The 20,146-nt window shown below is 75.7% G+C and carries 22 protein-coding genes; 10 read left to right on the forward strand and 12 right to left on the reverse strand.

All coding sequences use genetic code 11. The annotated features are described in order from the left end of the window. Nucleotides 1–220: 220 nt before the first annotated feature. Both IEY94_RS16770 and IEY94_RS16775 read right to left on the reverse strand, forming a co-directional pair. Nucleotides 221–673, reverse strand: coding sequence for a MaoC family dehydratase (locus IEY94_RS16770; RefSeq protein ID WP_229784120.1), 453 nt, complete (start codon nt 671–673; stop codon nt 221–223). A gap of 5 nt (nt 674–678) precedes the next feature. Next, entirely contained in the window at nt 679–1,122 is a 444-nt protein-coding gene (locus tag IEY94_RS16775) for an ATP-binding protein (protein WP_268244852.1), read from the reverse strand. Between the two features lie 167 nt (nt 1,123–1,289). On the opposite strand from IEY94_RS16775, the gene macS reads away from it, so the two are divergent. The 4 genes from macS (at nt 1,290) to IEY94_RS16795 (ending at nt 5,156) form a co-directional block, all read left to right on the forward strand. Then, nucleotides 1,290–2,426 (forward strand): MacS family sensor histidine kinase, encoded by a 1,137-nt coding sequence (gene macS / locus IEY94_RS16780; RefSeq protein ID WP_229784122.1) that lies wholly within the window; start codon nt 1,290–1,292, stop codon nt 2,424–2,426. Continuing rightward, nucleotides 2,423–3,085 carry a response regulator gene (locus tag IEY94_RS16785; RefSeq protein WP_189171129.1) on the forward strand — a complete coding sequence of 221 codons (663 nt, stop codon included), beginning with the start codon at nt 2,423–2,425 and terminating at the stop codon, nt 3,083–3,085. Before macS ends, IEY94_RS16785 begins: the two co-directional genes overlap by 4 nt. A 281-nt stretch (nt 3,086–3,366) precedes the next feature. Then, entirely contained in the window at nt 3,367–3,729 is a 363-nt protein-coding gene (locus IEY94_RS16790; RefSeq protein ID WP_189171130.1) for a PadR family transcriptional regulator, read from the forward strand. Further along, nucleotides 3,726–5,156: a permease prefix domain 1-containing protein gene (locus IEY94_RS16795; protein ID WP_229784124.1), complete on the forward strand. Its 1,431-nt coding sequence runs from the start codon at nt 3,726–3,728 to the stop codon at nt 5,154–5,156. The genes IEY94_RS16790 and IEY94_RS16795 overlap by 4 nt, the downstream gene beginning before the upstream one ends. Before the next feature lie 49 nt (nt 5,157–5,205). On the opposite strand, the gene IEY94_RS16800 is transcribed toward IEY94_RS16795, so the two are convergent. Further along, entirely contained in the window at nt 5,206–6,984 is a 1,779-nt protein-coding gene (locus IEY94_RS16800; protein ID WP_189171131.1) for a S8 family serine peptidase, read from the reverse strand. A 556-nt stretch (nt 6,985–7,540) separates the two neighbouring features. Here IEY94_RS16800 and IEY94_RS16805 point away from each other — a divergent pair. Both IEY94_RS16805 and IEY94_RS16810 read left to right on the forward strand, forming a co-directional pair. Next, complete coding sequence (locus IEY94_RS16805) at nt 7,541–8,539, forward strand: prolyl oligopeptidase family serine peptidase (protein ID WP_189171132.1); 999 nt, start codon at nt 7,541–7,543, stop codon at nt 8,537–8,539. A gap of 109 nt (nt 8,540–8,648) precedes the next feature. After that, complete coding sequence (locus tag IEY94_RS16810; RefSeq protein ID WP_189171133.1) at nt 8,649–9,227, forward strand: hypothetical protein; 579 nt, start codon at nt 8,649–8,651, stop codon at nt 9,225–9,227. Between the two features lie 47 nt (nt 9,228–9,274). Here the strand turns inward: IEY94_RS16810 and IEY94_RS16815 are convergent, their stop codons facing one another. From IEY94_RS16815 to hisN, 6 genes are all read right to left on the reverse strand, one after another. Beyond that, entirely contained in the window at nt 9,275–9,901 is a 627-nt protein-coding gene (locus IEY94_RS16815; protein ID WP_189171134.1) for a trypsin-like serine protease, read from the reverse strand. Beyond that, nucleotides 9,877–10,365 carry a hypothetical protein gene (locus IEY94_RS16820; RefSeq protein ID WP_189171135.1) on the reverse strand — a complete coding sequence of 163 codons (489 nt, stop codon included), beginning with the start codon at nt 10,363–10,365 and terminating at the stop codon, nt 9,877–9,879. The genes IEY94_RS16815 and IEY94_RS16820 overlap by 25 nt, the downstream gene beginning before the upstream one ends. A 327-nt stretch (nt 10,366–10,692) precedes the next feature. Continuing rightward, a complete protein-coding gene (locus tag IEY94_RS16825) occupies nt 10,693–11,088 on the reverse strand; it encodes an ATP-binding protein (RefSeq protein WP_189171136.1) in 396 nt (131 codons plus the stop codon). A 4-nt stretch (nt 11,089–11,092) separates the two neighbouring features. After that, nucleotides 11,093–12,085 (reverse strand): SDR family oxidoreductase, encoded by a 993-nt coding sequence (locus IEY94_RS16830; RefSeq protein ID WP_189171137.1) that lies wholly within the window; start codon nt 12,083–12,085, stop codon nt 11,093–11,095. Between the two features lie 49 nt (nt 12,086–12,134). Then, nucleotides 12,135–12,989 (reverse strand): hypothetical protein, encoded by an 855-nt coding sequence (locus IEY94_RS16835; RefSeq protein ID WP_229784177.1) that lies wholly within the window; start codon nt 12,987–12,989, stop codon nt 12,135–12,137. Between the two features lie 83 nt (nt 12,990–13,072). Next, a complete protein-coding gene (hisN, locus tag IEY94_RS16840; protein ID WP_189171139.1) occupies nt 13,073–13,882 on the reverse strand; it encodes a histidinol-phosphatase in 810 nt (269 codons plus the stop codon). 193 nt (nt 13,883–14,075) lie between these two features. Here hisN and IEY94_RS16845 point away from each other — a divergent pair, with 193 nt between their 5' ends. After that, entirely contained in the window at nt 14,076–14,606 is a 531-nt protein-coding gene (locus IEY94_RS16845; protein ID WP_229784125.1) for a DUF2087 domain-containing protein, read from the forward strand. A gap of 99 nt (nt 14,607–14,705) precedes the next feature. Here IEY94_RS16845 and rsgA read toward each other — a convergent pair whose 3' ends face one another. Continuing rightward, complete coding sequence (gene rsgA / locus IEY94_RS16850) at nt 14,706–15,671, reverse strand: ribosome small subunit-dependent GTPase A (protein ID WP_189171141.1); 966 nt, start codon at nt 15,669–15,671, stop codon at nt 14,706–14,708. A 31-nt stretch (nt 15,672–15,702) separates the two neighbouring features. Further along, a complete protein-coding gene (gene aroA, locus IEY94_RS16855) occupies nt 15,703–17,016 on the reverse strand; it encodes a 3-phosphoshikimate 1-carboxyvinyltransferase (protein ID WP_189171142.1) in 1,314 nt (437 codons plus the stop codon). 140 nt (nt 17,017–17,156) lie between these two features. Between aroA and IEY94_RS16860 the strand changes: the two genes are divergently transcribed. After that, complete coding sequence (locus IEY94_RS16860; RefSeq protein WP_189171143.1) at nt 17,157–17,867, forward strand: SOS response-associated peptidase; 711 nt, start codon at nt 17,157–17,159, stop codon at nt 17,865–17,867. A gap of 557 nt (nt 17,868–18,424) precedes the next feature. Then, nucleotides 18,425–18,826: a WhiB family transcriptional regulator gene (locus tag IEY94_RS23655; RefSeq protein ID WP_189171144.1), complete on the forward strand. Its 402-nt coding sequence runs from the start codon at nt 18,425–18,427 to the stop codon at nt 18,824–18,826. Here the strand turns inward: IEY94_RS23655 and IEY94_RS16870 are convergent. After that, nucleotides 18,823–19,023 carry a hypothetical protein gene (locus IEY94_RS16870; protein ID WP_189171145.1) on the reverse strand — a complete coding sequence of 67 codons (201 nt, stop codon included), beginning with the start codon at nt 19,021–19,023 and terminating at the stop codon, nt 18,823–18,825. The two genes, IEY94_RS23655 and IEY94_RS16870, sit on opposite strands and share 4 nt — an antisense overlap. A 222-nt stretch (nt 19,024–19,245) precedes the next feature. Here IEY94_RS16870 and IEY94_RS16875 point away from each other — a divergent pair, with 222 nt between their 5' ends. Continuing rightward, nucleotides 19,246–19,890: an alpha/beta hydrolase family protein gene (locus IEY94_RS16875; protein ID WP_189171146.1), complete on the forward strand. Its 645-nt coding sequence runs from the start codon at nt 19,246–19,248 to the stop codon at nt 19,888–19,890. The last annotated feature ends 256 nt before the right edge of the window (nt 19,891–20,146 follow it).

Genomic DNA, 20,146 nt, shown 5'->3' on the forward strand with positions numbered 1-20,146 from the left:
TCGTCCCCCTCGGCCGGTTGTGGTCAAGGCACCGGTCGACCGGCAACGCGTCTTGGTGAGGGAGACGCCGCGCCGGCCGGCCGGAACCCATAGAGGTGTCGGCGCTCCTTTCCGGTAGTTGCGGGCCGGGAAGGGGCGCCGACACGGTTTTCCGGCCACGTCCGGGCCCGGACGCCGGGCCGTCGGGCGTACGGGCGGGTCGGCGTCGGGCGTACGGGCGTCAGACGTACAGGCGGGTCAACGTGCGGGCCACGCAGCAGGGCTTGCCGCCGGAGCGCGGCTCCACCGTCACCGCCAGCTCCAGGTGCAGCCCGCCGGGCACCTCGCCCACCCCGGCCACCTCGACGCCGGCCCGGATCTCGTCGCCGGTGCGCAGCGGGGCCGGGAAGCGGACCCGGTCCAGCCCGTAGTTGACCCGCAGCCGGGCCCCCTCGACGGCGAACACCTCGGTGACCAGCGTCGGCAGCAGCGCCAGGACCAGGTACCCGTGGGCGATGGTCCCGCCGTACGGGCCGGCGGCCGCCCGGGCCGGGTCGGTGTGGATCCACTGGTGGTCGTCGGTGGCGTCGGCGAACCCGTCGATCCGGGCCTGGTCGACGGCGCGCCAGGCGCTGTACCCCAGGTGCTCGCCGACGGCGGCGCGCAGCTCGTCGGGCGCGGCGAACGTACGCACGGGTGTCAGACCTCCGAGAGCTGGACCATGATCCGTACCGTCGTGCCCGCGGCGCCCGTGGTCACCGACATCGCGGTGCTCAGCCGGCGGGCGAGCCACATGCCCCAGCCGCCGGCCACGTCCGTGCGCGGGCGCTCCCGGCCGACCGGGTGGTCGCCGGGCAGCCCGGTACCGGCGTCGGCCACCTCGCAGCACAGCCCCTCGCTGGCCCGCCACAGTCGCAGCCGGCCGGTCCCGCCGCCGTGCCGGACGGCGTTGGTGACCAGCTCGTTGACCGCCAGCACGAAGTCGTCGAGCGACTGGTTGGCCAGCCCCGCGGACCCGGCGGCGGTGCTCAGCAGGTGCCGGATGGAGGTGACGTCGGCGTGCGCGAACTCGCGGTCCAGCAGCTCCTCGCCAGGCAGCGGCGCGGGGACCGGATCGGTCGACGCGGAACCAGAGCTGACCACGGCATCCTTCGGCGGCGGAGGCGGACGGGACGATCGGGCGGGCCGGCCCGGCGGCCGGCGCGGGCCGGTGCGGCGGGCCACCCGCGGGGCGGGCGCTCCGCCCACCCTACGACGCCCCCGGCGCCCGCGCACCAGCAGCGTACCGTCCCGGTCCGTAGGCTGGTCCGGTGCGCTTCACCCCGACCCACCCGGACGGCCTGCGCGAGGCGCTCTGGCGGGCCGTCGCCGTGTACCGGGTCCTGGCCCTGGTCTTCGTCGCCTACCTGACCGCGGTCAACAGCGCCGGGTACGCCCACCCGCCGTACGCCTGGCTGGCCCTGGCGGTGATGGCCGCCTGGACGGCGGCGACCGGGTGGGGGTACGCCGACCCGGCCCGCCGCCGCTGGCCGCTGCTGGGCGCCGACCTGGCGGTGACCGCCGCGGTGGAGCTGAGCACCCTGTGGGTGGTGGGGCTGGACCCGCTGCGGCACCAGTTGCCCACCCTGGCGCCGGCCTGGATCGGCGGGGTCGTGCTGGCCTGGGCGGTGGCCGGCGGGCGGCGGCGCGGGCTGGCCGCCGCGGTCGTGCTCGGCGCGGTCGAGGGGGTGGTCCGGGGCAGCGCCGGCCAGGCCGCCGCGACCGGGATCATCCTGATGCTGCTCGCCGGCCTGTCCACCGGCCACGTCGCCAGGCTGGCCGCCGACGTCGAGCGGCGGCTGCGCGAGGCCGCCCAGCGGGAGGCCGCCGCCGCCGAGCGGGAGCGGCTGGCCCGGGGCATCCACGACTCCGTCCTCCAGGTGCTGGCGATGGTCGCCCGGCGCGGCGCCCGGCTGGACGGCGAGGCCGGCGAGCTGGCCCGGCTGGCCGGCGAGCAGGAGGCGGCGCTGCGGGCGCTGATCGGCGCCGCCCCGCCCGAGCCGGCCGGCGGCGAGGCGGACCTGCGCGCGCTGCTGCGCCCGTACGCCGGCCGGTCGATCTCGGTGGCCGCGCCCGCCGCCCCGGTGCCGCTGCCGGAGCCGGTGGCCGCGGAGCTGGCCCGGGCGGTCGGCGCGGCGCTGGCGAACGTGGCCCGGCACGGCGGCCCGGCCACCCGGGCGTGGGTGCTGGTCGAGGACGAGCCGGCGGCGGTGACCGTCACCGTCCGCGACGACGGGCCGGGCATCGTGCCGGGCCGGCTGGACGAGGCCGCCGCGGACGGCCGGCTGGGCGTCGCCCAGTCGATCCTCGGCCGGCTCGCCGACCTGGGCGGCACCGCGACGATCCACTCCGAGCCGGACGAGGGTACCGAGGTGGAGCTGCGGGTGCCGCGTACGCTGCGGGGATGACCGATCCCACCGAGCCGATCCGGGTGATGGTCGTCGACGACCATCCGATGTGGCGCGAGGGCGTGGCCCGCGACCTGGCCGAGGCCGGCTTCGCCGTGGTCGCCGCGAGCGGGGAGGGCGGGCAGGCCGTCCGGCTCGCCCCGGCCGCCCGCCCGGACGTGGTCGTGCTGGACCTGCAGTTGCCGGACATCGGCGGCGTCGAGGTGATCCGCGGCCTGGCCACCGCCGCGCCGGCCGCCCGGGTGCTGATGCTGTCGGCCAGCGGCGAGCAGCAGGACGTGCTGGACGCGGTGAAGGCCGGCGCCACCGGGTACCTGCTCAAGTCGGCGAGCACCGCGGAGTTCGTCGAGGCGGTGCGGGCCACCGCCGCCGGGCGGGCGGTGTTCACGCCGGGCCTGGCCGGGCTGGTGCTGGGGGAGTACCGCCGGCTGGCCGGCGGCGCGCCCGGCGGGCTGCCGGCGCCGCGGCTCACCGACCGGGAGACCGAGGTGCTGCGGCTGGTGGCCAAGGGCCTGTCGTACAAGCAGATCGCCGACCGGCTGACGCTCAGCCACCGGACGGTGCAGAACCACGTGCAGAACACGCTGAGCAAGCTGCACCTGCACAACCGGGTGCAGCTCACCCGATACGCGATCGAGCGCGGCCTGGCCGCCGACTGAGCGCCGCCGTCGCCGCGGTTGACCCGGACCGCCCACGGGGCGCTCCCGGCGCCCCCGCCGTCGACGACGCGGGACCGGCCCGGGTCGCCGCGGCGGCCGGCGGCGCCGAGCGCGCCGGCGAGGACAGCACCGGGGATGCGTGTCACGGCCGTGTCCTTACGCGGTGGGTGTCGTCCGCGCGGGCGGAACGCCGTCCGGAGAGCCGTTGTCCGCCCGGCGCGCCGGACTTGCCGAGCGGCGATACCTAGCAGTACTATGCATTGCAGTTCTAGGGAGGGTCCGTGCACATCACCAAGGACCTGGTCGCGGCCTCGGCGACCCCGCTCGTGCTCGGCATCCTCGCCGACGGCGAGAGCTACGGGTACGCGATCCTCAAGCACGTCAACGACCTCTCCGGCGGGCGGCTGGAGTGGACCGACGGGCTGCTGTACCCGCTGCTGCACCGGCTCGAGCGGCATGGCCACGTCGAGGCGACCTGGCGGACCCCCGAGGGCGGGCGCCGGCGCAAGTACTACCGGATCACCGAGCAGGGCCGGGCCGAGCTGGCCGAGCAGCGCCGCCAGTGGGCCGCCGTCGTCGACGCCCTGCGCGGCGTCTGGCGCGCGGCGCCGGCCGTCCTGCCGATCCCGGCGGTGGCGGGATGACCGCCGACGACCCCGCCGGGACGACCGCCGACGACGCCGGGACGACCGCCGACGACGCCGGGACGGGTGCCGACGCCCGGCAGGAGGCCCGGATCGCCCAGTGGCGGGCGTACGTGGAGCGCCGCCGCGAGCTGCACGACCCCGACGCCGACGAGCTGGAGGACCACCTCCGCAGCCGGATCGCCGAGCTGACCGAGGCCGGGCTGGCCGCGGACGAGGCGTTCCTCATCGCCGTCAAGCGGATGGGCGACCTCGACGCGCTGGCCCGCGAGTTCGCCCGGGAGCACTCCGAGCGGCTGTGGAAGCAGCTCGTCCTGCCCGCCGGGGCGGACCGGCCCGCCGGCGGCCGCCCGCGCCGCGAGCTGCTGGCCATGGTGCTGTGCGCCGCCGGCGCGGCGCTGGCGGTCCAGGTGCCGGGCCTGTTCGGGGTGGACACGTTCGGCGCCGACGGCGACTTCCTCGCCCGCAACCTCGGCCTGTTCGCGCTGGCGCCGCTGGCCGCGTACTTCGCCTGGCGGCGCCGGGTCGGCCCGCGGGTGCTCGGCGCGCTGGCGCTGCTGTTCGCCGTCGGCGCGGCCGCCGCGAACGCGTACCCGTCGGCCGCCGACTCGCAGAGCGTCGTGCTCAGCGCGATCCACCTGCCGCTGGCGCTGTGGCTGGCCGTCGGCGTCGCCTACACCGGCGGCGACTGGCGCTCCGGCCGGCGCCGGATGGACTTCATCCGGTTCACCGGCGAGTGGTTCATCTACTTCGTGCTGCTGGCGCTCGGCGGCGGCGTGCTGACCGCGTTCACGCTGGGCACGTTCCGGGCGATCGGGATCGACGCCGAGAGCGTCGCCTCCCAGTGGCTGCTGCCCTGCGGCGGGATGGCCGGCGTCGTCGTGGCCGCCTGGCTGGTCGAGGCCAAGCAGAGCGTGATCGAGAACATGGCGCCCGTCCTGACCCGGGTGTTCACGCCGCTGTTCGCCGCGGCGCTGCTGGCCTTCCTCGGCGCGGTGATCTGGACGGCCCGCGGCATCGACGTCGAACGGGACGCGCTGATCCTGTTCGACCTGCTGCTGGCCGTCGTGCTGGGCCTGCTGCTGTACGCCATCTCGGCCCGCGACCCCGCCGCGCCGCCCGGACCGTTCGACCGGTTGCAGCTCGGGCTGGTGGTCAGCGCGCTGGCCATCGACGTCCTCGTGCTGCTGGCGCTCGCCGGGCGGATCACCGTGTGGGGGTTCAGCCCGAACAAGACCGCGGCGCTGGGCGAGAACGTCATCCTGGCCGCCAACCTCACCTGGTCGGCCCGGCTGTTCCTCGGCTTCGTCCGCGGCCGGCTGCCGTTCGCCCGGGCCGAGCGCTGGCAGACCCGGTACGTCGCCGTGTACGCGGCCTGGGCGTGGCTGGTGGTGCTGGCCTTCCCGCCGCTGTTCTCCTTCGCCTAGCCCGGGCGCGGCGGCCCGCGCTCGCGGGCCGGGTCGGCCGCGGGGCGGGCTAGGACCAGGAGCGGCCCGTCCAGGAGCGGCCGAACCACGTGCCGGTCGTCCAGGAGCGGCCGGTCCAGCTCCGGCCCGTCCACGAGCGCCCGGTCCAGTTGTCGCTGGTCCACGAGCGCCCGGTCCAGGACCGGCCGGTCCACTCGCCGGTCGCCCACCGCCTGTTCCCCGGCGGCCCGGTGAAGTCCCTGCCGGTCCAGGTGTTGCCGTTCCAGGTGCCGTCCTTCCAGGACTTGCCCTCGCGCGCCTGCGGCGCCCACCTCCGCGCGTCCCACGGGCTGCCGAAGATGTCCCGCTCGCCGGTCAGCTCGGCGCCGGACTCGTCGGCCACCCGGGCGGTGCCGCGGGAGGCGTCCAGCGAGCCGAGGCCGGTTGCGGCCGGGTACGCCTGGGTCGCCTCCTTCGGCCCCGGCACCGCCAGCGCGGCCGCCCCGCCGAGGTCGACCTGCCCGGCGCCCGCGGCGACCGAATCGGCGCCGGCGATCGGGTCGGCCGAGTCCACCAGCAGCCGCTTGACCTGGTCCGGGGTGAGCGCGGGCCGCTGCTGGAGCAGCAGCGCCACCGTGCCGGAGACCACCGCGGCGGCCTGCGACGTGCCGCTGCCGCGGAACAGCCGCGGCTCGCCCGCGGCGTCCGCCAGCCGGGCGCTCGGGTACGCGTTGTCGATGTACGAGCCGGGCGTGCGCAGCGACACCACCGAGGTGCCGGCGGCGACCACGTCGGCGTGCCGGGTGGCGCTGCCGCGGCTGCTGAACGCCGCCACCCGGTCGTCGGCCCGGTCGTCGGTGCCGCGGCCGTCGACCGCGCCGACGGCGATGACGTACGGGTTCGCCGCCGGCATCGTCACCCGCGGCGCCTCGGCGCCGTCGTTGCCGACCGACACGACCACCACGATGCCCTTGCGCCAGGCGGACTCCACGGCGTACGACAGCGGGTCCAGCCGGGGGTCCTGGGTGGTGTCGGTGCCGAAGGACAGGTTCAGCACCCGGATGTTGAGGTCCTTGTCGTCCCGGTGCGCGACCACCCAGTCGATCGCCGCGAGCACCTGGGACACGTCGCTGGCGCCGTCCGCCGCCGCCACCTTGAGGCTGACGATCCGGGCGCCCGGCGCGACCCCGTCGAAGCGCGCCGCGCCGGCCGGGGTGGCCGCGTCGCTGCCGGCGATGATGCCGGCCATGTGGGTGCCGTGCCCGTACGTGTCCAGGCCGGCCAGGTCGGGCGCCTGCGACTCGAACGACAGGTCCGGGCCCTGGACGACCTTGCCCGGGCCGTCCAGCCCGGCGACCGGCGTGACCCCCGAGTCGATCATCGCGACCCCGATCCCGGCGCCGGTCAGCGCCCCGGCGTCCGGGCCGCCCCTGGGCCCCGGCTTGGTCGCCGCCTTCTTGATGGCCGCCGGGTGGGCGCCCTTCCCGCCGTCGTCGCGCCACTTCTCGCCGGTCGGCGCCGGGGGCGCGGCGGCCTTGAGTCGCACGGGCGCGTCCGCGGTCACCGCCGCGACGCCGGGCGCCGCCCGCAGCGCCGGCACGGCCGCCCGCGGCACCCGCGCGGTGAAGCCGGAGATCACGTCCAGCGGCCGACCGACCGCGCCGCCGAGGCGGCGCACGGCGGCCCCGGCCGCGGCGGCGTCCGCCGGGGCGGCGGTCCGCACGATCACGTCCAGGTCCGCGGCGGGGGTGGCGGCTGCGGGGGCGGTACCGGTCAGTCCGGCCGTCGCCAGTGCGCCCGCGAGGCCCACCGCGGCCCGCCGGGCCCACACCCATGTCGTACGACGCATATACCGCTCCCGCAGCCGTGCCCGGCGCGGCGGGGGGAGGGGCCGGCCGTGGCGGAGCGCAGGATCGGCCGCCGCGCCCCGGACCTGAGGCCGCGGACCGACCTCGCCGCCGCCGGACCCCGCAAACCCCCGGCTGCCGGCACCCCGCGCTCCCGCCGCCGGCCGGCGCCCGCCACACCGAAAGCCGCCCGCGGACGCCGGAAGAATGGTCCGCGGACAGCGAGAACAATCAATAGTGCAGCCCGGTGCGGTCCGGGTGAAATTTCACCGCACTGCGCGGGGTGATCGAATGCGCGCCCGGCCCCGATGAGCGCCTGTGAGCTGGGATTATGCTGCTCCCGGTCGAGTCATGGCGGACGTGTTCGATTCCATTGATGGCTGGACCTTGTCGAATTCGGCGGTCCGGGAATCGTGCTATTCCATCGGGCATTGACGGCTTCCGCGGGGTGGCCTACGGTCGGCCTCGGCCCATCGATGTGCCCGGATGGTTCCGGTGCGTCCCCCGGCGCCCCCACGCCGGCACCTCGCCCCCGAGGTGGACCCCAGAGGAGACGACATGCACCTGCGTACCCGCGCCGCCCTGGCCGGTGCCGCGGCGCTGGCGACGCTCGCCGCGGTCGGCCCGTCCGACCCGGCGGCGGCCGCCACCCGCCCGCCCGAGGTGATCAAGAACGTCGCCTACGCCCCCGCCGAGCCCGCCGGCAGCAAGGGCCACCTGCTCGACCTGTACCTGCCCGAGGGCACCGCTGCCCGGCCGCTGGTCATCTGGACCGGCGGCTCGGCCTGGCAGCGCGACGACGGCAAGGAGCGGGCCGGGGCGGTCGCCAACGCCCTCAACCCGAAGGGGTACGCCGTCGCCGGGGTCAGCATCCGGTCCAGCTCGCAGGCGACGTTCCCGGCGCAGGTGCACGACCTCAAGGCCGCGATCCGGTTCCTGCGGGCCAACGCGGCGACGTACCGGCTCGACCCGAAGCGGTTCGCGTACCTCGGCGACTCCTCCGGCGGCTGGACGGCCGACATGGCCACCCTGACCGGCGGCGTCGAGGCGCTCGAGGGCGGCATCGGCACCACCGGGGTGCGCAGCGACGTCCAGGCCGGCATCTCCTTCTACGGCGTCAGCGACCTGCGGAAGCTGGGCAGCGCGCAGGGCGGGGCGCCGCACGAGAAGCTGATCGGCTGCTCGATCAAGGAGTGCCCGGAGAAGGCGGCGCAGGCGAGCCCGATCACGCACGTCGACCGGGCCGACCCGCCGCTGCTGCTCCTGCACGGCCGGGCCGACGCGGTGGTGCCGCACGAGCAGACGGTCCTGCTGTACGACGCCCTGAAGGCGGCCTGCCGGGAGACCCGGTTCATCTCGGTACCGGGCGCCAACCACAACATGAACGATGTGATGAGCCCGTCCCGCCACGGCACGCAGACGGTCTACACGGTGACCGATTGCAAGGAAACCGTCACCAACGGCACCCCCAACCCCACCTGGGACACCATCGCCACCTTCCTCGACGCCTCCCTCGGCGCTGCCATCGAACCTGCTGACCATGCAAGATCGTCATGACGGGTCAGGCGCGAGTCAGGTCCGAATGATCATGAACTGAACCCGAAGTCCGGAACCACTGGGCGGGGCGGCTCGTCGGATCGGCATGAGGCAGACGGGGAGAGTCGCCGTGGGCTGGTTGCCCACCGTGGCCGCGGTTACCGCAGTCATGGCCGGTGCGACGGGTTGCGGCAGCGTGGTCGACAGACCCCGGGAGGACGCCGTCGGCGCACCGACGGCCACGCCCACACCCACCACGGACCTGGCACTGACCAGGGCAAGTGCAAGAATCGCCGACTGGGCGACCGACAGCTACGCCGACAGCTTCGCTGGCGTGTGGATTCGGGACGACCCCCCGAGCCTGGTCCTGTACCGGCGGCCCGCCGCGGGCTTCGACGCCGCCGCGCGGCAGCGGGCCGGTGGAGTGGCGATGGAGTTTCGGGACGCGAAGCACAGCCTGCGAGAACTCCGAACGGTGGCCGCGGGGGTGATGGGCGATCGCGAGCAGTGGTCGCAGCGCGGCGTCAAGGTGATATCTGCGACCCCGCTCGTGGACGGCAGCGCCGTGGAGATCGCGATTTTCAACTACTCGAGCGACAAGCAGAACTTATTGGACGCGCAGTACCGCGGGCGCGTCCGGGTCGTCGGGGGTGATCCGATCGTACCGCCGCTGCGGTTCGTGTCGCCGTCCGCCTCACCGAATCGATGAGCGAGCCGACAAACGCGAGCGTCTGTCGCGTTTGTCGGCTCCTCGCGTTATCGCCTGACGCTGAAGGTGCGGTTGGAGTTCGCGGTCTTGAGGCCCCCGAGCGCGTGCGTGATGTCGGGAGCAAAAATTCGACTGCTGCACTTCCGGCTGGCGCTCCCCGGCTCGCCGGCACGCGGCTTCTCGTGTGATCCCGTGGCCATGCCGGAGATAATTCCCCTGGCGTCCACGCCGTCGCCGTTCAAGCTGAACACCGGACCGCCGCTGTCGCCGTTCCCGGCGAGTACGGCCCCGCTCGTGCCATCGATCTGGATGTTGCGAGTGGTTCGGCCGTACCCCGGAAGATCAATGGAGACGTTGACCTCGCCAGCGCGTCCGCCGCACCGGATTCCGGAAGGAGCTCCGGATGGGCAGAGTTGTGCACCGGCCACGGTTCCCAGCGCGCCCTTGACCTTCTTCTGGAACTGACCGCCGGTGCCGTACCAGCCGCCGTCCCACACCTGGTTGTCCACCTTCGCGCTCAAAACCATGGCGTCGAAGCTGCGCGCCTCCTTGCTCCAGGTATTGCCGTAGCCGGAGCTATCGTTGTACCAGTGGCCCTGACCACAGTGGCCGGCTGTCAGCAGTACCTCTGCGGCGGGCGAGGAAACGGTCAGCGAGAAGGCCGAGGAGCACATGAGTATCCGCCGCTGGAGTTGCGCTTCATGAGCGCTCCGCCGGAGTGAGGTTCGCGGTCGTGGGCGCGGCTCTCGTTCATGTTGTTGTTGCCGGCCACCGGAACGATGGTGGTGTGCGGCCGGTATGTGAGCGGAATACTCGACCGCCATTTCCGGTCGGGTGTCCCGGTGGGCCGCGGGTCTCCCGTGCTGTCGAGTTCGACGAACAACCCGGTTCCGTCGATCGTCGGCCCCACCGCCGATACGTGAGGCTGGGTGCGATCACGCGATGGCCCCATGTGGGAGTCGGCGATGCGGTCGACCTCGGCCAGCAATTCCTTTTCCGTGAAGGGAGCCGACGTCACGTCGACTACCAACCCGTTCGGCTTCACCGATTCAACAAGGCGTTTGCGCGTGCGATGGCAGTTCACCTCTCCAATACAGCGTGAGTCGGCCGGCATCGGCGTCGAGATACGAGCTGGCATAGCCGTTGTTCTTCCACGACCTCGCTCAGCATCCGCTGCCGTTCGGCGGGATCGAGAGTTGCCACCGACACGGCTGTCGCCTCGGCGGGGGCTGTGGCCGCTTGGAGCGGAACCCCGATGGCCGCCAGTAGGGTCGCTGCCGCCACGATACGAATAATCCCCGTCACTGTGCGCACCATCCGATGTAGATGCACTGTGTGGGTGCATCATGTCGGTGGCGGACGGAGGTCGGTACCGTTCAGTCGGAAGCCCGACTCCGGCTATCGCCGGCGGTCGATTCGCTCATGGCGGTGGTCCGCTGAAGGATGCGCTCGGTCGACTCCGTGATCAGGGGAGGCCGGTGGAGAGGAGGGCCCAGACGACCTTGCCCGTGGGGGTCGGGTCGACGCCCCAGCGGGCGGACAGGGCCTCCACCATGATCATTCCCCGGCCGCCGGGGATGGCCGGCGTCTGGGCCAGTCGGGGCTTGGGGAGCTGGGGCGAGCCGTCGTGGACGGCGATGTTCAGCCCGTCCGTGCGCAGCTCCACCACCAGCTCCAACGGCGTCTGCGCGTGCACCACCGCGTTGTTGACCAGTTCGGTGGCGACCGTGCACGCCGGCCCGGCCAGCGCCGCCAGCTCGTTGCGCGCGCACGCCTCGGTGATCAGTTCGCGGGCCCGCCGGGCGGCGCCCACCGCCGGCAGCAGGCGGATCCGCAGTTCCGTGTCCGGCGTCGTGCTCATCTCGTCAACACCCACCCTGCCGGGCCAGCGCCCGGCGGGCGACCAGCGCGGCCGTTCCGGCGGCGAGGCCCACGACCGTTGAGGCACGGAACGCGGTGCGCGCGAGCCCGTGGAACCCGCCGGGGATCCGGGCGTCGTCGCCGCTCTCGGTGAACAGGTTCCCCGGCCCGGCGGGTGCGTGCGCCCGCCCGAGCGCGGTCCAGCCGGCGTACCGGCCGACGATCCGCTCCGCCAGCGCCGGCGCCAGCCGGACCGGCCAGACGCTCAGCCGGGCGGCCGTGCCGACGTACACCTCGCGGCGTGGCTTGCGCAGCAGCCCGACGATGGCCCGGGCCGCGGTCGACGCCGGGTATACCGGCGGGACCGGCCGCGCCGCCCGGCCCGCGTGGTTGGCCGCGTGCCGGAACAGCGGGGTGTCGATGCTGTACGGCAGCACCGTGCACACCGCGATGCCCCGCTCGCCGGACAGCCGCAGCTCCTGCCGCACGCTCGACCCCAGCGCCCGCACCCCGTGCTTGGCCGCGGCATAGGCGCTCTGGTACGGCGCCGCGACGGTCGCCAGCACCGACGCGTTGTTGATGATCATCCCGCGGCCCGTCCGGCGCAGGTGGCCCAGCGCCGCGCGCATGCCGTTGGCGACGCCGAGCAGGTTCACGTCCAGCACCCGGGCGAACTCCTCGGCGGGCAGCTCGGCGAAGCTGCCGTACGCGGTCACGCCCGCGTTGTTGATCCAGACGTCGAGCCGGCCGTACCGGTCCACGGCCGCGTCGCCGAGCCGGTCGACGGCCGCGGGGTCGGTGACGTCGGTCGGGACCACCAGCGCCGGGGTGCCGACCCGCGCGCACTCGGCGGCGACGGCCCGCAGGGCGTCCTCGCGGCGCCCGGCCAGCACCGGCCGCGCCCCGCGGCGGGCGAGCGCGATCGCCGTGGCGGCGCCGATGCCACTTCCGGCACCGGTCACCACGACCACGGGGTCGGTTACACGCGGTAGCGCCATGAGGCGCGAATACCCGATGACCCCTCCCCGAAACACCCGTACCGGCGTGTCACGCCGCGCGTGAGGTGAGCGCCGGTGTCCGGTCCGGCAGCTCGGCGATCTCGTGGTGGTGCTGCGGCTCGGCGTACCGGGTCATGCCGATCACCGCGGCGAGCGTCACCAGAAAGCCGATGCCGGCCAGCCACTCGAAGCCCGGCCGCACCTGGTCGCCCAGGAACAGCAGGCCGACCACCGCCGCCGGGACCGCCCCGGCCGCGTCCATCGCCGCCACCGCCGCGGTCGTCGAGCCGCGCTGCATGGCGAGGCCGAGCAGCAATTGTCCGACTATCGAGTGGGCGACGAGCAGGTACAGCAGCGGGTCGGTCAGCACCGCCGCCGGGTCGTGCAACGAGGCCAGCGGCCGCGCGGCCACGGCCGCGGCCGAGAACGCCAGCCCCGCGAGTGACCCCAGGGCCACCGATCCGGGGGCCCCGCGCAGCCGCACGGCGAACCCCGACAGCAGCGCGATCAGCGCCAGTACCGCGGCCAGCCAGACCACGCCGCTCAGCCCGATCGGCAGCGCGGGCGCCGGCTGGGCCGCGGCGACCAGCCCGCCGACGCCGAGGAACAGCAGCACCAGCAGCCACACCTCGGCCCGCGGCAGCCGCCACTTGACCACCAGTACGCCGAGGATCGCCGTCACCCCCAGCCCGGCCGCCACACTGGCCTGGACCAGGAACAACGGCAGGTCGCGGCGGGCCAGGAAGGCGAGCACGAAGCCGAGCGTCTGGCAGCCGACGCCGAACAGGTACGTCCGGTGCACCGCCAGCCGCAGCAGCAGGCCGGGGTCGAGCGTGTGGTGCACGGTCGTCCGCGCGGCGGCGATGGATTGGAGCAGGTTGGCCACCCCGTACGCCACGATCATGGCGGCAAGGAAGATCCAACCGGACGACATCACCAGGCGAGGATAGTCGTTGCGGGGGCCGCCGCCGGGCGGGGTCGCCCGGGTCAGGCCCCCTCGGCCCCCGGCCGGGGCCCGGACAGGCGGTCCAGGACGGCGGCGTGCAGCGGGCCGTTGGTGGCCACCGCGCTGCCGCCCCGGGTGCCCCCGTCGCCGGCCAGGTCGGTGAACGTACCGCCGGCCTCGCGCACGATCGGGATCAGCGCCGCCAGGTCCCACAGCGACAGCTCCGGCTCGACCATGGCGTCCAGGGCGCCCTCGGCGAGCAGCATGTACCCGTAGAAGTCGCCGTACGCCCGGGTCCGCCAGACGTCCCGCATCAGGCCGAGCATCGCCGGCAGCCGGCCCTCCTGCTCCCAGCCGGTCAGCGACGAGTAGCACAGGCTCGCGTCGGCCAGCCGGGACACCGCGGACACCCGCAGCGTCGCCGCCCCCGCCGGGTGCCGCCCCGCATACGCTCCGTGACCGGTCGCCGCCCACCAGCGCCGCCCCAGGGCCGGCGCCGAGACCATCCCGACGACCGGCTCGTCGTGGTCCAGCAGCGCGATCAGGGTGGCCCAGACCGGTACGCCGCGGATGAAGTTCTTGGTCCCGTCGATCGGGTCGATCACCCAGCGCCGCGCCCCCGCGCCCCCGGTGGCGCCGAACTCCTCGCCGACCACGGCGTCCCGCGGGCGGCTGCGGCCCAGGATCGCCCGGACGGCCTTCTCCACGGCGGTGTCGGCGTCCGAGACCGGGGTGAGGTCCGGCTTGGCCGTCACGTGCAGGTCCAGCGCCCGGAACCGCGCCATGGACAGGGAGTCGGCGGTGTCCGCCAGGATGTGCGTGAGGGCAAGGTCGTCGGCGTACCGCGTCATGGCCGGAAACCTAGCCGATCCCCGCCCGCCGCCGGGCGCGCGCGGGGTGGGTGTCGGCGCGCGGGCGTGGCGGTGGTGCGGTGTCCGGGGCGGGCGGGGTGGTGGTGCGGTGTCCGGGGTGGTGCGGTGCCCGGGCCGGCGCGCGGTGCTCCGGGCGGGGCGCGGCGGGCGGATTCGCGGTAGGTTCGCGGGCGTGAAGCCCGAGGCGCTGTGCGGATTGCTGGCGGAGTCCGACCGGCTGGCGGTGTTCGCCGCCGTGGTGCTCGGGGCGCGCTCGCCGGGCGAGGTGGCCAGGGCCACCGGCCTGCCCGGCCGCACCGTCGTCGTCGCGCTCGGGCGGCTGGAGCAGGGCGGCCTGGTCAGCCTCGCCGACGGCGGGCTGCGCGCCGGCGAGGAGCCGTTCCGCGAGGCGGTCCGCTCGGCCGGGGCCGCGCCGCCCGAGCCGCTGGACGACGACCCGAGCCGGGCCGCGGTCCTGCGCCACTTCCTCCGGGACGGCCGGATCGCCGCGCTGCCGGTGGTCCGGGCCAAGCGCCGGGTCGTGCTGGAGCACGTGGTGGTGACGTTCGAGCCGGGCGTGCGGTACCCGGAGCCGGCGGTGGACGCGCTGCTGCGCGCGTTCATGGACGACTACGCCACGCTGCGCCGCAGCCTGATCGACGAGGGCCTGCTCGGCCGGGACCAGGGCGTGTACTGGCGCACCGGCGGCCCGGTCGACCTCTGACGGGACCGCCGGCCCGGCCCGCACCGCGTTCGCCGGGCCGCACCGCGGTCGCGGGCCCGCACCGATCCGCGGTCGCGGCGACCCGGGGGGCCGGCCGGCTCAGGTGAGCGAGTCGCGCGAGGCCAGCAGCCGGTGGTACGACGCCAGCCGGCGCTGGTCCGCCTTGCCGCCGGCCACCCAGCCCGGCAGGGCGCAGTCCGGGTCCGCGGCCGCGTGGCCGCAGTTCGGCGGGCAGGTCAGCGTCCCGTCGACCAGGTCCGGGAAGCCGTGCAGCACGTCGTTCGCGGACACGTGGGCCAGCCCGAAGCTGCGCACGCCGGGCGTGTCGATGATCCAGCCGGCCGCGTCCGGCAGCCGCAGCGCCACCGCCGACGTGGACGTGTGCCGCCCCTTGCCGATCGCGCTGACCACGCCGACCGCCCGGTCGGCGTCCGGGACCAGCCGGTTCACCAGCGTGGACTTGCCCACGCCGGAGTGCCCGACCAGCACCGACACCCGGCCGGCGAGCGCGGCGACCAGGGCCGCCGGGTGCTCGTCCGGGCGGCACAGCACGTGCGGCAGGTCCAGTTCGGCGTAGTAGTCCAGCACCCCCGCCGGCCCGGCCAGGTCGGCTTTCGTCAGGCAGAGCAGCGGGGTGATGTCCGCGTCGTACGCCGCCACCAGGCACCGGTCGATGAACCCCGGCCGCGGCTCCGGGTCGCGCAGCGCGCTGACGATCACGAGCTGGTCGGCGTTGGCCACCACGACCCGCTCCAACCGGCCCTCGGGCGTGCTGTCGTCGTCGTCCGCGGTCCGGCGCAGCACCGAGCGGCGCGGCGCGATCCGGACGATCCGCGCCAGGCTCCCGGCGTCGCCGCTGACGTCGCCGACGAGCGCCACCCGGTCCCCGACGACCACGGACTTGCGGCCCAGCTCACGGGCGCGCATCGCGGTCACCGGCGTCACGTCCTCGTCGACCACGCACGAGTACCGGCCCCGGTCCACGGCGATCACCAGCCCGTCCGCGGCGTGGTCGTGCCGCGGCCGGGTCCGGGTACGCGGCCGGGACGCGCGCCCCGGCCGCACCCGGACGTCGTCCTCGTCGTACTCCCGCTGCTTAGCCAGGGTTGCCCTCCGCCGCTCCGGTCACCAGCGTCGACCATAGTCGGGGGAACTCCGGCAGGGTTTTCGCGGTACAGCCGATGTCGTCCACGCTGACCCCCGGCACGGCCAGCCCGAGCACCGCCGCCGCGTGCGCGAGCCGGTGGTCGTCGTACGTGGCGAACACCCCGCCGCGCAGCGGGCGCGGGACGATGGCCAGCCCGTCCTCGCTCTCCCGCACGTCGGCACCGAGCCGGCCCAGCTCGGTGGCCAGCGCCGCCAGCCGGTCGGTCTCGTGGCCGCGGATGTGCCGGATGCCGCGCAGCCGCGACGGCCCGTCGGCCAGCGCCGCCAGCGCCGCGACCACGGGCGTCAGCTCGCTGATGTCGCCGAGGTCGACGTCGAGGCCGTGCACGGTACCGGTGCCGGCGACCGTCAGCCCGTCGTGGTCCAGCGTGACCGCACCGCCCATCCGGGTCAGCAGGTCGCGCACCTCGTCGACCGGCTGGGCGCTGCTGCGCGGCCACTGGCGCAGCGTCACCCGGCCGCCGGTGACCAGCGCGGCGGCGAAGAACGGCGCGGCCCCGGACAGGTCCGGCTCGATCTCCCAGCTCCGCCCGGTCAGCCGCCCCGGCTGGACCACCCAGGTGTCCGCCCCGGCGGCGTCCACCCCGGCGCCGGCGCTGCGCAGCATGTGGACGGTCATCCGCAGGTGCGGCGCGGACGGCACCGGCGGCCCGTCGTGCCGGATCGTCAACCCCTCGCCGAACGCCGCCCCCGCCAGCAGCAGCCCCGACACGAACTGGCTCGACGCCGACGCGTCGATGGTCACGGTCCCGCCGGCGACCTTCCCGGTCCCGTGCACGGTGATCGGCAGTCCGCCGTCCGCGGTGTCCACCCGCACGCCGAGCTGGCGCAGCCCGTCCAGCAGCGGCCCGAGCGGCCGCCGCCGGGCCGCCGGGTCGCCGTCGAACGCCACCGGCCCGTCGGCCAGCGCGGCCAGCGGGGGCAGGAAGCGCATGACCGTACCGGCGAGGCCCACGTCGATCCGCGCCGGCCCGTGCAGCGGCTCGGGCCGGATCATCCACCGGTCGTCGTCGACGGTGGAGACGTGGCAGCCGAGCGCCCGCAGCGCCGCCGCCATGAGCGTGGTGTCCCGGGCGCGCAGCGGGGCGTGCAGCGTGGACGGGCCGGCGCCGAGCGCGCTGAGGACGAGCGCCCGGGCGGTCATCGACTTGGAGCCGGGCAGCGTGACACTGCCGGCCACGGGGGCGGGGGCCGGGGGAGCGGACCAGGGCACGGGGGGCCCGGTCGGGGTCTGGGTAGCCACACCCCCATCCTGCCCGCTGCCCCACCCCCGCACGTCCCCACCCACCGCTTCTGCCACCCGGCGCGCCCGGCGGCCCCGAGCAGCCGGCCGTCGCGTCGGGGTGAGCTGCGGTCGGTGGGTGGGGGCGTTAGGTTGGCGGGATGTGTGGGCGGTATGCGACCGTGCGGCAGGCGGACGCGCTCAGCGCGGCGTTCGACGCCGTCGACGAGAGCGAGGGCGGGCTCCTCGTCGACTACAACGTGGCGCCCACCGACCCGGTACCGATCGTCCGGGTGACCCGGCGCCCCGACGGCGACCGCGAGGTCGAGCGGCGGGTGCTGACCGTGGCCCGGTGGGGCTTGGTCCCGCACTGGGCGAAGAATCCGCGGGCCGGCGCCCGCATGATCAACGCGCGGGCGGAGGGGGTGGCGGAGTCCAGCACGTACGGGCGGTACTTCGGCACGCACCGCTGCCTCGTCCCGGCCGAGGGCTGGTACGAGTGGAAGGGGCGCGGGCGCCCCTACTTCATGACCGGCACCGGCGGCGGGCCGCTCGTGTTCGCCGGCCTCTGGGCGGCCAGCGCGGCGGTCCCCGGCCGGTACACCTGCACGATCCTCACCACCGCCGCGGTGGGCGACCTGGTCGACGTGCACGACCGGATGCCGCTGCTGCTCGACCGCGACCGCTGGTCCGACTGGCTCACCGGCCCCGCCGGACCGGACCTGCTCGCGCCGCCCGCCCCGGCGACGGTCGCCGCGCTCGAGGTCCGGCCGGTCGGCCCGGCCGTCGGCGACGTCCGCAACGACGGTCCGGACCTGATCGCCCGGGTCCCCGACCACGAGTCGGACGACCCGCCGGCAACCCTGTTCTGACGCGGGCCGGAGGCCGGCGGAGGTCCCGGACCGTGGCCACCGGCGACGGTCACCGGCGGCCCGGCCGGCGCTGGGTTGTGGTGCGCCGTGCCCACGCGGTCGCCCCGGCTCTCGTAGCGCACAGCGACGGGTCGCGTCTTGCTAACCGACATTCCCGGACGCCGGATCCGGCAGTACCCCGCCTTTGTCACCCGGTCCGCCGCGCCCGCCCGACCCCTGCGGTCCCGGACCCCTGCGCGCTCCGACCCGACGCCCTCCGGGCGTGCGGATCGCACCGAACGCCTGCTCCCGCCGCGACCCCGCGCGGGCGCATCCGGCGCCCCGTACCGAGCCGTTCGGAGGCCGTCGGACGCCCACGGCGGAGGCGTATCCGGGGATGCCTGGTAGTGGGGGTTGCGCCACGCTCGGTGACACCCTCCACGATGGATAGCCGTCAATCTTGTCTGATGTGTCGCCTTGTTGTCAGATGACTGGCAGAAACCCGATTGAACCCTTGTGTGGGCTGCGCCAATGCGATACAAACCGCGCGGTTGACAGCGAGCGGGGCAGGTGAACACATGACTCGGGCACGGCCACCACGGGCGCAGGAGATCGACGCCGCGCGGGGCGATCCGCGGTTGCGACGAGCCCTCGTCGAGCGGCGCGGCGACCCGGCTTGGCGGGCCGCGGGCGCCTGCCGCCGGGCCGATCCCGATCTCTTCTTCCCGGCCCCCAACGAACCCGCGGTCGCGGCGCTCGCCGTCTGCCGGGCCTGCCCGGTACAGGGGTCGTGCCTCGCCTGGGCGCTGGACGTCGGCGACTGCCACGGCGTGTGGGGCGGCACGACGCCGAAGGAGCGGCGCGCGATGGGCGTGATCTGGCCGGGGCGGTGCCGCGCGACGGACGACGGCCCGCCGGTCCGCGACCTGCTGCTGACCCTGGCCCCGCCGCCGCCGGCCCGCACCCCGGCCGGCGCCTAGCCGACCGGGCCCGCCGGCCCGGAGCCGCGCCGGGTCACGCCCGCCGCCGTCCGTCCCGGCGTCGGCGTGCCGCCGCTGACGCACGCGCCCTCCACCCCGAGCCGACGCCGCCGCTTCCACGCGGCCGCCGGCGCCACCCGGCCGCCACCCGCGGCCGCCACGGTCAGCGTGCGCCCCGCACCGCACGCGGGGCGCACGCGCCGCACCTCCCGCCGCCGCGCGGCGGCCACGCGCAACCCGCCACCGGCGGCCGCGAACAACCCGCCACCGGCGGCCGCGGGCAACCCGCCGCCACCGGCCACGCGCAAGGGCCGCCACCGGCGGCGGACAACCGCCACCAGCTGGCCGCGTCGCGCTCACCCGGCCGCGCGGTGCCGGTCCGCCCGCCCGGACCCGCCGCGACCTGCTGTGATGGCCGGATGGAGCACGAACCGTACGACGTGGCGACCCCGAGCGGCCCCGCCCGCCTCGACCTGACCCCGCCCGGGGCCGGCGCCGGGCACTGCGTGCTCGCCCTCGGCCACGGCGCCGGCGGCGCCGTGGACGCCCCGGACCTGCGCGCGGTGACCGCCGCCGTCGCCGCCGCCGGCGGCTGGGTCGCCAGGATCACCCAGCCGTACCGGGTCGCCGGGCGGCGCGCCCCCGCCCCGGCGCCGCGGCTGGACGAGGCGTGGGCGGCCGTCCTCGCCGCCCTGCCCGGGCTGCTGCCGGCGGCCGCGCGCGGGCTGCCGCTGGTCGCCGGGGGGCGGTCCAGCGGCGCGCGGGTGGCCTGCCGGACCGCCGGCGCGGTCGGCGCGGCAGGGGTGTTGGCGCTGGCCTTCCCGACCCACCCGCCGGGCAGGCCCGAGCGGTCCCGGGTGGACGAGCTGGCCGCCGTACCGGTGCCGGCGCTGGTGGTCAACGGCGACCGCGACCCGTTCGGGGTACCGCCGGTCCTGCCCGGTGTCGAGCTGGTGGTGCGCCCGGGCGACCGGCACGCGCTCAGCACCAGCGGGCTGGGCGAGTCGGTCGTGAGCTGGCTGTATCGATGGAGCTGGCTGCCACCCGAACGGAGGACTGCGTAATATGCCCCATTATCGTTGACTTATTCGGTACGCAAAGATTGGCAATGCGGGGGGACCGGAGGCGTCCCCCGCGGATCTCCCAGATCCTCCCGGCCCCGACGCGCGACGCGTCGGGGCCGGGGCGCGTCCGGGCCGGAATGCCGGCGCCCCCGGCGCCGTTGTACGCCGCGGACGCGCACCGCGTTCGGGGAGGAGCCCATCGTGCCCGCCACCACTGCCGCCGCCGCCCAGCGATTGATCCGCGTCGTCCCGCCGC

The organism is Pilimelia anulata, from assembly GCF_014647895.1.
In the GTDB taxonomy this organism is placed as follows: domain Bacteria; phylum Actinomycetota; class Actinomycetes; order Mycobacteriales; family Micromonosporaceae; genus Pilimelia; species Pilimelia anulata.

What these genes read in the sequence shown, in the direction of transcription:
- IEY94_RS16785 (WP_189171129.1), top strand. Translation starts at nt 2,423, where the DNA reads ATGACCGATCCCACCGAGCCGATCCGGGTGATGGTCGTCGACGACCAT.
- IEY94_RS16795 (WP_229784124.1), top strand. Translation starts at nt 3,726, where the DNA reads ATGACCGCCGACGACCCCGCCGGGACGACCGCCGACGACGCCGGGACG.
- IEY94_RS16800 (WP_189171131.1), bottom strand. Translation starts at nt 6,984, where the DNA reads ATGCGTCGTACGACATGGGTGTGGGCCCGGCGGGCCGCGGTGGGCCTC.
- IEY94_RS16805 (WP_189171132.1), top strand. Translation starts at nt 7,541, where the DNA reads ATGCACCTGCGTACCCGCGCCGCCCTGGCCGGTGCCGCGGCGCTGGCG.
- IEY94_RS16815 (WP_189171134.1), bottom strand. Translation starts at nt 9,901, where the DNA reads ATGTGCTCCTCGGCCTTCTCGCTGACCGTTTCCTCGCCCGCCGCAGAG.
- IEY94_RS16820 (WP_189171135.1), bottom strand. Translation starts at nt 10,365, where the DNA reads ATGCCAGCTCGTATCTCGACGCCGATGCCGGCCGACTCACGCTGTATT.
- IEY94_RS16825 (WP_189171136.1), bottom strand. Translation starts at nt 11,088, where the DNA reads ATGAGCACGACGCCGGACACGGAACTGCGGATCCGCCTGCTGCCGGCG.
- IEY94_RS16830 (WP_189171137.1), bottom strand. Translation starts at nt 12,085, where the DNA reads ATGGCGCTACCGCGTGTAACCGACCCCGTGGTCGTGGTGACCGGTGCC.
- IEY94_RS16835 (WP_229784177.1), bottom strand. Translation starts at nt 12,989, where the DNA reads ATGATCGTGGCGTACGGGGTGGCCAACCTGCTCCAATCCATCGCCGCC.
- hisN (WP_189171139.1), bottom strand. Translation starts at nt 13,882, where the DNA reads ATGACGCGGTACGCCGACGACCTTGCCCTCACGCACATCCTGGCGGAC.
- IEY94_RS16860 (WP_189171143.1), top strand. Translation starts at nt 17,157, where the DNA reads ATGTGTGGGCGGTATGCGACCGTGCGGCAGGCGGACGCGCTCAGCGCG.
- IEY94_RS23655 (WP_189171144.1), top strand. Translation starts at nt 18,425, where the DNA reads ATGACTCGGGCACGGCCACCACGGGCGCAGGAGATCGACGCCGCGCGG.
- IEY94_RS16875 (WP_189171146.1), top strand. Translation starts at nt 19,246, where the DNA reads ATGGAGCACGAACCGTACGACGTGGCGACCCCGAGCGGCCCCGCCCGC.